The following is a 10223-nucleotide window of genomic DNA, read 5'->3' as shown; positions in this document are numbered from 1 at the left end:
TGGAAGACCGCCAAGTACGGCAAGAAGATCGAGGTCGACGACCCGTGGGGCTACGGCCGTTCGCTCGAATGGGCGACCTCCTGCCCGCCCCCGCGCCACAACTTCCTGACCCTTCCGCGGATCCGTTCCGAATCCCCGGCGTTCGACCTGCACTATCCCTCGATCCGTGCCCTCGAGGAAGAAGTGAACCGCCCCCACGAATCCATCACGGTGGCCCCCGGGGACAAGCAGGAATAGGGCCCCGGGGCGACGGCTCGATGAGAGGAGGACCGCGTGAAGCCGGACAAGGAGAGCGCCCGGGGCCTGGCTCAGGTCGAGGGCTACCTGCTCTGGAACGCCGAGGTCGACGAGGCCCGCCGACGGGCCCGCAGCTTCACCGACGCCCTGCCCTGGCTCACCAGCGCACAGCGTGAGGACGTCGAGCGTGTCTACGTGGCGGACAGGGTGGAGGCGTGCCGGGACACGCTCACAAGGATCGCCGGCCGTGCCATGGAACTCCGGGGTGAGTACTCCGCACGTTATGACCGTCTCAGGGCCCGCTGCGTCGCGCTGTCCGTCCTGACCGTCGGCATGGTGGGCGGCACCTGCGCAGGGCTGACGATGATCAGCCGCTGATTCCGGTCTCGGGTGTCCGGGCACGCGTCCGGGTGCCCGGGGGCCGGCGGCGTACGAGGGAGAACGGCGCCTGCGTGACCCGTCGACACGGAAAGTGGGTTCACCGCGCCGGAACTGCCCACGCCCGCTCGAGCTCGGAGAGATGTGCGGCGAGCAGTCCCGCATGCGACCGGGGCAGCTCGGCGTGCGGGTGGCCCAGCTCCACCGCACACGCCGTCGTGGTGTCGACGAGCCGTTCCACGGCACCGGCCACACCCTCGGATCCGGCTGACTGCCTTGCCACCGGAGGGAGCTCGGCGGCCGACAGATCGATCGCCGTGCGTGCCGCAGCCAGCGACCGGTACGCGTCCCTGCGCAGCGCACCCCTCCCGGTGTGGTCCTCCGGGGCGTTCAGGACGTGTCCCAGGTAGCGGTGCGCCGCGCCTACCGCCGCGTCGAGGGCGGCCCTCACGGAGTGGCCCCGCCGGCCCGGTAGCGGAAGGTGCCCGACGAGCAGCACCGTCCCACAGGCGATGAGGGACTCCACCACCCGCCCCCAGGAGGCGGGCGGTTCACCGCCCAGGAGGACGAGTGCCAGGACGAGCACGGTCACCGCCGCCGTCTGCACGGCGAAGTGACGGGTGGCGACCGGGAGGAACGCGCCGCAGAGAGCGACGGTCGCGACCAGCGCCAACGGTCCGGGAACCAGCATGACCACGAGGCCGAAGACCGCGGCGCCGACGACGGTCCCCCCGGCCCGGCACACCACCCGGGAGGCCAGCGGCCCGAGATCCGGCTTGACGAGGAAGACGGTGGTGGCGGGGAGCCAGTACCAGTGCTCATGATGCAGCCACTGCGCCACCCACGTGCTCGTGCCGCAGCACACCGCGACCCTGAGACCGTACTCACGACCCGCAGCGCTCCACGCCCGGCCGAGGACGGACGAGTACGAGGGCTTCCCGCGTCCGCCCGGCCACGCCCCGGTGGGGCGGTCGAAGGCCGCCGCGGCGCGCAGCAGGGCGTCGTCGAGGGCTCGTAGCCCGGCGTCCGTCCGGGCAGGAGCCGGCAACGGTCCGCAGGTCCCACCGGTCCGCACCGCCGCTGCCAGCCTCCGAGGGCCTTCCAGGACCCTGGCCGGCAGAGGGGTCCCGGCCCACGCCAGCGCGGTCGCGGCCTCTGCCAGCGGGAACGCCGCCGCATACCGGGCGTGCAGCCGACGTTCGGCCGAAGAGCTCGCGAAGCGCCGTAGCCGTGGACCGGACAAAGCGTCCTGTGCGTGGTCGAGCGCGGCGCTCAGCGCGGCGCGCCGGGCCAGGGCGTGCGGGCTGCCCGATGCCCGCAGGAGCCGGGCCACGGCGTCGTACACCGCAGCGGCCGCCTCCCGCTCCCCGTCGAGCCGGTACGGCCCCCCGCCCGGCCCGCCCGGGGACGGGAGGACCAGCCGGAGCAGCAGGAGCCATCCAGCACCGGCCAGGAAGAGCAGTGCCCGCAGCGGGCCCGGTTCAGGCAGCGGCATGCCGGCCCCGATCACGACCGCGACCAGCACCTGTGTGCCGCACGCCGACGCGACAGGGCCCGTCGAACTCAGCGCGCCCGCGACGAGGCCCAACAGCCCGAAAAGGAGAGGCAGGGCGACCAGGGACCGGCCACTGCCCACGGCCGCCGCGATCATCGTGCCGATCAGCAGGCCGGCCGAGCCCGCAAGAGAGGGGAAGCCCAGCCGGGTGACGGATGCGCGGCGGCTGCCGGGCCGGTCGTTGACGCCTGCCAGCATCGCTCCGAGGGCGGCGGGGACCCCGGCGGTCGGCCGTTCGGCCAGGACGGACACGAGCAGGGGCAGGGCTGCCAGCGCTCCGCGCAGGACCGCGCTCCACGGGACCGGTCCGCGCTGGGCGCGAAGTACGTGGGCTAGCCATGGGGGAAGCGGGGTGGCAATGGGGGAAGGCGTGGGCACCGTGCTCCTGTCCGCAGGGGGAGACGTCGTCACCGGCGGACGCCTTCGGCCTGGGTTCGGGCCCAGCCTAGATCCCCTGTGTGCAGGGGGTGCTACCCGCTCGTTTCCGCAACATGACGGTTGCCTTGACGTCCGGTGTCAGAGGGCGGTCGCGAAGTTCTGGGTCCACACGGGGCTGCCGGACGAGTCCTCTCTCCCGATCCCGATCTCCTTGAAGTCGCAGTTGAGGATGTTCGCCCGGTGCCCTTCGCTGTTCATCCAGGCGTCCATCACCGACTCGGCGGTCTGCTGGCCCTTCGCGATGTTCTCCCCGTACGTGCTCCACCGGTATCCGGCAGCGGTGATGCGCGTGCCGGGGTCCGTGCCGTCCGGCGAGGTGTGGGAGAAGTAGTTCCGCGCCACCATGTCCGCGGAGTGGCTCGACGCGGCCTTTGCCAGCATGCCGTTGCCGCTGACCGACCCGCAGCCCTCCTTCGCCCGCTCGGTGTTGACGAGCGCGATGACTTCCTGTGTCACCGACGGGGCCGACGAGGCCTTCGGCGCCGCAGCCGGTTTCGTGGAGGGCGTGCGGGGCGTCGGAGCCTTCTCGGGAGCGACAGCGGCGCTCCGGCTCCTGGAAGCGGACGGGGACGTCGTCGCGGACGGCGACGGTGATGCCGACGAGGGCGAGGGGGAGGGCGACGTGGGAGAAGGGGACAGGGAGGACGGTGTGCTCACCGGTTCCGAAGGCCCGGTGAGCGGAGCTATCGCGGTCGCCGGGTCGTCGCCCGTGTCGTCCGTGTACAGGTGTACGGCGGCCCCGCCGCCACCCAGCACCGCGACGGCGGTCAGACCGGCGACGACCGTGGTGCGGCGGCGGCGCCTGACGCCGTCCCGCCGACGCTCGGCACGTCCGGGACCGGACAGGCCCACTGCGGCGGGCAGGAACGCCGAAGGCAGGAGTTCCACGGGCGGACCTCCTGCGGTCGCCGCCACTGGGACGAGAACGAGCCCCACCAGCAGGCCCTCCGCCGGCACCAGGCCGGACCTGTGCCCCGCGCACACCGTGCACTCACGGGCATGACGAGCCAGGCGCTTGCGCCACAAGGCGGACGGCACGCCGTCCCATCCGGCTGTCAGGTCCTCGAGCAGGACGCAACGAGGATCCGCGGCCAGGGCGCGCACCACCACCCGCGCAGCCTCCAGCCGCTCCTTCATCCGCTGGACGCGTACCGCGGTGTGCTGGGGAGACAGGTCGAGGGCGCTCGCGACCTCGGCCCGGGTCAGCTCCCCTGCCGTCTCCAGCCACCACAGGGACACCAGCTCGCGATCGTCCGCGTCCAGCCACCGAGTGGCCTCGGCGGCCTCTCGCCGCTGTCCAGTCAGACCGAGCCGGACGATCGTCAGCTCGACGAAGTCGGCAGCCGGATCGACGAGCTCGTACGCGTCCTCCATCCGGTCCGCGGACGTCTCGCCGGCCCGGCGCTCACGCCAGTGCTCGCGTATCTCGTTCATGGTGATGGCTACGAACCATGACCGGAAACTCTTCGGAGTGCGGAGGGAGGGCAGGCCCCGGAGCATGCGCAGCACACTGTTCTGGACCACGTCGTCGACATCGGCGTGGCCGTTGAGTGCCCGGCCCACGATGTTGTAGACGAGCGGAAGGTAGGACGCAACGAGCGTGTCCTGTGCCTCGGGGTCGCCCCTCTGCGCGGCCTTGATCAACGCCGTCTGGCCGGTCTCGCCCATGCTGTGCTCACTCTTCCGGGGTCCTGTTCCGTCACTTCCCACAATCGGGAGACGCCGTGCGGCGGGGACGATAACAGGAATCCGGTCACGCGCTCGAGATTCGCCCCCGGATACGGGCCGACGCAATACCGGGCCCGGCGACGGGATGATCCGTCGGCGGGCCCGGCACCGGACGACGGTCAGACGACCGGCCGAGGCATTCCGTGATCAGGAGCGGGGCGGGTTGTCCGGGTCACGGTCCGAGCCGAACTGCTGCTTCAGCTTGTCCTGGCCTGTGTCGACGTGCTTGCTGTACTTGCCCTGAGTGCGGTCGTCGATCATGTCTCCTGCCTTGTCGACGCCCTTTCCGGCCTGGTCCTCGTGGCCCTTCAGCATTTTCTTGATCTTGTCCAGCGCGGACATGGCGGATCCTCCTCGCTCGGCTTCCCCCACCACACAAGCGTTACCGCACATTGCCGCGTCCGCATCCCCGGGCACGGTTGGACGTGCTCCGGCAGGCCGCGGACGTGTGAAGGGCGGCCGGCTGGGCAGATACCGGGTTACCTGGAGGAGGTGGTGGCCGTGGGCCGCATCCAGATCGTCCGCCGACCGCAGCCCCCGGCGGGGCCGCCCCCGCTGGACCTGCGCACACCGTCCGGACGGCCCATGCCGTACTGAGCTCGTGAGCGGTGCAGTGGCTACGCCGTAGCGGGACGTGGGCCCTCAGCCCGTCGGCGACCGGAGCGTAAGCTCCGGAGACATGATCGACCATTCGGCGCACGTTACGTCCGCCCGCCAGACGAACTGGGCCGGCAACATCACCTTCGGCGCGGAGCGGTTGCACACCCCCACCTCTATGGCCGAACTGCAGGACATCGTCTCCGCCGGGACGGCCGTCAAAGTACTGGGTACGGGCCATTCGTTCAACACCGTCGCGGACACCCGGGGTGACCTGATATCCGTCACGGGCCTGCCCAGATCCGTCGAGATCGACCGGGAGGCCGGCACCGCGACGGTGAGTGCCGGTCTGCGCTTCGGTGAGCTGACCGGCACCCTGCACCGCAGCGGGTTCGCGCTGCACAACCTCGGCTCGCTGCCCCATATCTCCGTGGCCGGAGCCTGCGCCACGGGCACTCACGGGTCGGGTGTGGGAAACCGCTCCCTGGCAGGTGCCGTCAGGGCGCTGGAACTCGTCACCGCGGACGGCCGGATCGTGACGCTCAAGCGCGGCGACGCCGACTTCGCCGGTGCGGTGGTCTCCATGGGCGCGCTGGGAGTGGTGACCCGCCTGACCCTGGACCTCGTGCCCGCTTTCGAGATCCAGCAGTGGGTGTACGAGGGGCTACCGCCGGAGCAGGCGCTCCACCGGTTCGACGAGGTGATGTCGCAGGCCTACAGCGTCAGCCTCTTCACCGGCTGGCACGGCGGCCCGATCGACCAGGTGTGGCTCAAACACCGGGTGGAGGACGGCGGGCCCCGCACCGCTCCTCGCCGGTGGCACGGAGCGACGCTCGCGCAGGGGCCCAGGCACCCCGTCCCCGGTGTGGCGGCCGAGCACTGCACGGAGCAGCAGGGTACGCGCGGCCCGTGGCACGCCAGGCTGCCCCACTTCCGCCTCGAATTCACCCCGAGCAACGGGGAGGAACTGCAGTCGGAGTACTTCGTCGCCCGGCACGACGCCGTGGCGGCCTACGAGGCCCTCGACCGGATCCGGCAGCGGTTCTCGCCCGTGCTCCAGATCGGGGAGATCCGCACCGTGGCCGCCGACGACCTGTGGCTCAGTCCGGCCCAGGGGAGGGACTCAGTGGCGTTCCACTTCACCTGGGTGCCGGACACCGCAGCCGTCACGCCCGTCCTCGGGGCCATCGAGGACGCCCTGGCCCCCTTCCGCGCCAGGCCGCACTGGGGCAAGGTCTTCACCACACCGCCCGGCACACTCCGGGAGCTGTACGGCCACTACGCCGACTTCGAGCGTCTCGTCGAACGGCTCGATCCCACCGGCACGTTCCGCAACGAGTTCCTGGCGCACACCTTCCCCCGCATCCAGTGACGGTGTCCGCGCCTTCCCCGTACGCTCGCCGGACCGGCTGACGGCGTGTCTCGTCACAGCTACCGATCGGCGCTCATGAATCGTCGGCCGGGGTCTCCCGGGCACGGCCGGTCTGCCGCCCGTCAACCTGCCGTGCCGTCGACTCCCTGACCACCAGTCGGGTCGGCAGCATCGCAGGTCGGGCAGGGTGCGCTTGTCGCTCGCTCACGTCTGCGAGCAGCCTGCGGATCGCGCTGTGGCGCTGAGCGCGGGCGGGTACGGAAACCGTTGGCGGTCCAGGCTGACGCCGCCGCTGGCGGGGGCGTGAAGAACACCAGTCGTCCCTGGACCCCCTGACCCTTCTCGTTGGGACCACGCCGGACGCGCCGATCAGGCATGATCCGAACGGAGGGCCCTAAGGGCTGTCCCAGCCGCTCCGCGGTCCGCCGGAAGCGCCCCCTGCCGAAGGCCGTGGCGAGAGCTCCTCGACCAGGGCGGCCAGTTCCTCGCACGCCACCTCGGTCTCATGGCGGATGTTGTTGTGCTCGGTCACGATCGCCGCGAGAAGGAGCGCGGTGAGTGCGACACAACCGTTGAGGATGCACAGGTTGAGCATGACCTCGAGCACGGAGTGGCCGGCGAACGGTCCCACGCCGTCGGTTCCGGCGATGATCGCCATGACGGACATGAAGAGAGCGCAGGGGGCACTGCCGGCCAGTTGGAAGCGAAGTGCTGCCCAGACGAGCACCGGGAAGAGGAGGTAGATCATGGACAGCGAACTTCTGGTCGCCACGAGCGTCGCCACGACGATGACCACCGCGAGTGCCCCCGCTTCCGCCCACCGGTCGTCGACCGTCGGCAGGCGCGCTTTGCGCAGGACGAGCAGCAGCGGAGTGACCATGAGCACTCCCATCGCGTCTCCTGCCCACCAGGCCGACCAGACCGACCAGTACTCCGCCGCCGGCAGATCGCCGCTCAGCATCTGAACCCCGGCACCCACCGTCGCGCTGATGACCATGCCGCCGAGGGCTCCCAGGAAGACCAGGGCGACCCCGTCTCGCAGCCGGTCCAGTTCGGTGTGGAATCCGGCCGCGCGCAGGGCAAGGAAGGAGCACAGCGGTGCCAGAGCACTGCCCGTCGCGATGACCAGCCCCGAGAGCGTGAGACCGTCGCTGACCGTGATGACGGTGAGCAGCGCGCCGAGCGCGATTCCGGGCCAGATCCGGGGACCCAGGTACAACAGCGAAGCGAGGGCGATCCCCGAGGGCGGCCACAGGGGAGTGACGACCGAACTCTCCACCTCGACCGGCCTGAGGAGACCGGCCCGTCCGGACGCGTAGTAGGCAGCGGCGATGCCCAGCATCTGCAGGACGAGTACGGCTCGGCGTCTTGTTACCTCGCTGCGGATCACGTGTTCCATAAGACACCGGCCGCGAAAGGAGGCTGTTGTGACACGCGCGGCGGCGAGACGTGCTTACCCGGCCCGTGCGGAGGCGTTGCCATGGCGCAGGACGAGGACGGCCGCGTCGTCCTCGTGGCCCGTGAACACCGCCGCCTGGAGCACCCGGTCCGCCAGCTCGTCGGCGTCGGCACCGGAGTAGGCGCTCACGAGACGCCTGATCCGATCCAGACCGTCGTCGATCGTCATCGAGGGCCCTTCGACGACCCCGTCGGTGAGCAGGACGAAAGCGCCGTCGGTATCGAGAACGCGCCGGGTGACGGGGTAGTGCTGGTGCGGTTCGACACCGAGCGGGAGGCCTCCGGCGTCGGCGGTGACGCCCGAGCGTCCGTCGGCCGTCGCCCAGACCGAGGCGACATGGCCCGCGCGGGCGCTTCGCAGCTCCCGGGTCAGCGGATCCAGCCGGAGGAACGAGCACGTCGCGAAGAGCGCGGAGTCCATCGACATGATCAGGTCGTTCGTCCGGCGCATGAGCTCGCCCGGATCAGCGGCCGATCCGGCGATGGCGCGCATGGCGATCCGGACCTGCCCCATGAATGCGGCCGCGTCCACGTCATGCCCCTGGACGTCGCCTATGGCCAGACCGAGTGCCCCGTCCGGCAGCAGGAAACCGTCGTACCAGTCGCCGCCGATGTCCAGCCCGTCGCGGGCGGGAGCGTAGCGAGCAGCGGTCTGGAGTCCGGGGAAACCGGGCAGCGCCGTGGGCAGCATGTTGCGTTGCAGGGCCTGTGCCAGTTCGACGCGCGCCTGGTGCAGCTCCACCTCTCGCCGGGCACGGGCAGTGAGGTGCTGCAGGGTGCTGAGCAGGTCCTCGGCGCTCGCGGACCGGGGAGTTCGACGCCGGTTCATGGGCCGCTCCGCGTTGCGATAGTTCCTGCATCCTATTTCGGCACCGGGACTCCTGCGAGCGCAGCGCGGGTGTCCGGGCCGCAGGCACAGGCACGGTCGGTCGGGTCAGCCGACGGCTCGGCCGAGCGAGACGGTGAGACGTCCCAGGGTCTCCTGAAGGGCCAGAATCTCCTGGACGGACAGCCCCGTGGCCGCGAGGATCGAGCGGGGGACGGGCAGGGCGCGCTCGCGCAGCCCCGCACCCGCGTCGGTGAGGTGGACCGTGACCGACCGCTCGTCCTCCGGACTGCGCTCGCGCCTGACGAGACCGGCCGATTCCAGTCTCTTCAACAGCGGCGACAGCGTGCCGGAATCCAGGTGCAGCCGCTCGCCGATCGTCTTGACCTGCTGCGGGCCGTGCTCCCAGAGCACCATCATCGCCAGGTACTGCGGGTACGTGAGGCCGAGGTCCCTGAGCGCCTCCCGGTAGAAGCCGCCGAACGCGCGTGAGGCGGCCTGCAGCGAGAAGCACACCTGGTGATCCAGCTTGAGCAGTTCCGTGTCCGGCAGCTCCGTCAGGTCCGGGGTCGCTGATGGCGTCATAGGTCCAGAGTAGCCTGCCGCGTATCATTTAGTTGTGCACAATTAAATTGTGTGCAACTATCTTGGAGGTGGCCGGTCCGCGGTCACCGCCGCAGGAGAGAGGGTCACCCATGGACGCGTTGTACACCGCCGCCGCAACCGCCAACGGCCGTGAAGGCCGGGCAGTGAGCTCGGACGGACGGATCGATCTGGCACTCGCCCTGCCGCCGGCCCTCGGTGGCAACGGGGAGGGCACCAACCCGGAGCAGCTATTCGCCGCCGGATACGCCGCTTGCTTCGCCAGCGCGATGAGCTCGGTCGCCCGTGAGATGAGGGTCGACACCAAGGACGTCTCGGTGACGGCCGAGGTCTCGATCGGCAAGGACGATTCCGGGTTCGGCCTCGCGGTCGTCATGCGCGTCGAACTGCCCGAGGAGCTCGAGGGGGAGACCGGTCGGCGTCTGGTCGAGGCGACGCACGCCTACTGCCCCTACTCCAAGGCCACGCGCGGCAACATCGAGGTCGAGCTCGTCATCGAGTAACGAACGGTTCCCCACCCGTTGCCGGGTGGGGAACCGGCTCTGCCGGGGAGCAGGAGTCGAACCTGCGGCTTCCGCTTCTGGGGACGGCACTCCGGCCTCCGAGCTGTACCGCCTTCGGCGGACTCGGCCTCGCTGCCACCCCCGGCTGCCGACAACCGGATTTCCGGTAGGCGCGTCCCGTTCACCGGGTCCGCCCCACGGCCGTCGGAGGTGAACGCGTACACTCGGCTCCCGTTTCCGCTGATTGGCGGGCATAACCGATTGATAGGCAGTTCACGTGAGTTTCACAGAGGCATCCGACGCACCGATCTACGCCGGTCTGGTGGAGGAGCAGGGCGACGTTCCGGCCGAGGTGCGGCGGGTGGCCGAGGAGACACTGCAGGAGGTGGAGAGCGTGCTCGACTTCAGTGCGCTGCGCGCACCGGCCACCGCCCGCTGAGCAGGGTCCGGACCATGCCCCGGGGCCTGGTGCACCACGGCAGGATCATGCCGTCCGACGTGGGGAGGATCATCTCCGGCATCCCCTGG

General features: G+C 70.6%; 10 protein-coding genes and 1 pseudogene. 5 read left to right on the top strand and 6 right to left on the bottom strand.

The genetic code is table 11. The features are described from left to right. Together ABZ441_RS32310 and ABZ441_RS32305 are read left to right on the top strand one after the other, a co-directional pair. Positions 1-237: pseudogene (locus ABZ441_RS32310) on the top strand (cytochrome ubiquinol oxidase subunit I); the annotation flags it as partial. 36 nt (positions 238-273) lie between these two features. Then, positions 274-615 (top strand): hypothetical protein, encoded by a 342-nt coding sequence (locus tag ABZ441_RS32305; protein WP_358980760.1) that lies wholly within the window; start codon positions 274-276, stop codon positions 613-615. Between the two features lie 100 nt (positions 616-715). Here the strand turns inward: ABZ441_RS32305 and ABZ441_RS32300 are convergent, their stop codons facing one another. From ABZ441_RS32300 to ABZ441_RS32290, 3 genes are all read right to left on the bottom strand, one after another. After that, positions 716-2548 (bottom strand): FUSC family protein, encoded by a 1833-nt coding sequence (locus tag ABZ441_RS32300; protein ID WP_358980758.1) that lies wholly within the window; start codon positions 2546-2548, stop codon positions 716-718. Between the two features lie 138 nt (positions 2549-2686). Further along, complete coding sequence (locus ABZ441_RS32295; protein ID WP_358980755.1) at positions 2687-4276, bottom strand: sigma-70 family RNA polymerase sigma factor; 1590 nt, start codon at positions 4274-4276, stop codon at positions 2687-2689. A 207-nt stretch (positions 4277-4483) separates the two neighbouring features. Further along, positions 4484-4678, bottom strand: coding sequence for an antitoxin (locus ABZ441_RS32290; protein ID WP_205021454.1), 195 nt, complete (start codon positions 4676-4678; stop codon positions 4484-4486). Between the two features lie 337 nt (positions 4679-5015). Between ABZ441_RS32290 and ABZ441_RS32285 the strand changes: the two genes are divergently transcribed. After that, positions 5016-6305 (top strand): FAD-binding protein, encoded by a 1290-nt coding sequence (locus tag ABZ441_RS32285; protein ID WP_358980752.1) that lies wholly within the window; start codon positions 5016-5018, stop codon positions 6303-6305. 394 nt (positions 6306-6699) lie between these two features. On the opposite strand, the gene ABZ441_RS32280 is transcribed toward ABZ441_RS32285, so the two are convergent. From ABZ441_RS32280 to ABZ441_RS32270, 3 genes are all read right to left on the bottom strand, one after another. Further along, positions 6700-7695, bottom strand: coding sequence for an MASE1 domain-containing protein (locus ABZ441_RS32280; RefSeq protein WP_358980750.1), 996 nt, complete (start codon positions 7693-7695; stop codon positions 6700-6702). Positions 7696-7758: 63 nt separating this feature from the next. Beyond that, positions 7759-8592 (bottom strand): PP2C family protein-serine/threonine phosphatase, encoded by an 834-nt coding sequence (locus ABZ441_RS32275; RefSeq protein WP_358980748.1) that lies wholly within the window; start codon positions 8590-8592, stop codon positions 7759-7761. 105 nt (positions 8593-8697) lie between these two features. Further along, the gene (locus ABZ441_RS32270) at positions 8698-9174 is read right to left on the bottom strand and encodes a MarR family transcriptional regulator (protein ID WP_358980746.1); all 477 of its coding nucleotides are present in this window, start codon (positions 9172-9174) and stop codon (positions 8698-8700) included. A gap of 110 nt (positions 9175-9284) precedes the next feature. Here ABZ441_RS32270 and ABZ441_RS32265 point away from each other — a divergent pair, with 110 nt between their 5' ends. Both ABZ441_RS32265 and ABZ441_RS32260 read left to right on the top strand, forming a co-directional pair. Next, positions 9285-9695: an organic hydroperoxide resistance protein gene (locus ABZ441_RS32265; protein WP_358980744.1), complete on the top strand. Its 411-nt coding sequence runs from the start codon at positions 9285-9287 to the stop codon at positions 9693-9695. Between the two features lie 277 nt (positions 9696-9972). Further along, positions 9973-10134, top strand: a complete 162-nt coding sequence (locus ABZ441_RS32260) for a hypothetical protein (RefSeq protein ID WP_358980742.1) — start codon at positions 9973-9975, stop codon at positions 10132-10134. The last annotated feature ends 89 nt before the right edge of the window (positions 10135-10223 follow it).

It is taken from the genome of Streptomyces sp. NPDC005752 (assembly GCF_040630715.1).
GTDB lineage: Bacteria > Actinomycetota > Actinomycetes > Streptomycetales > Streptomycetaceae > Streptomyces.
This window is presented reverse-complemented; position numbering and strand designations above follow the sequence as displayed.

Excerpts from the sequence above, each read along its gene's own strand:
- ABZ441_RS32295 (WP_358980755.1), bottom strand. The coding sequence starts at position 4,276 with ATGGGCGAGACCGGCCAGACGGCGTTGATCAAGGCCGCGCAGAGGGGC.
- ABZ441_RS32290 (WP_205021454.1), bottom strand. The coding sequence starts at position 4,678 with ATGTCCGCGCTGGACAAGATCAAGAAAATGCTGAAGGGCCACGAGGAC.
- ABZ441_RS32285 (WP_358980752.1), top strand. The coding sequence starts at position 5,016 with ATGATCGACCATTCGGCGCACGTTACGTCCGCCCGCCAGACGAACTGG.
- ABZ441_RS32275 (WP_358980748.1), bottom strand. The coding sequence starts at position 8,592 with ATGAACCGGCGTCGAACTCCCCGGTCCGCGAGCGCCGAGGACCTGCTC.
- ABZ441_RS32270 (WP_358980746.1), bottom strand. The coding sequence starts at position 9,174 with ATGACGCCATCAGCGACCCCGGACCTGACGGAGCTGCCGGACACGGAA.
- ABZ441_RS32265 (WP_358980744.1), top strand. The coding sequence starts at position 9,285 with ATGGACGCGTTGTACACCGCCGCCGCAACCGCCAACGGCCGTGAAGGC.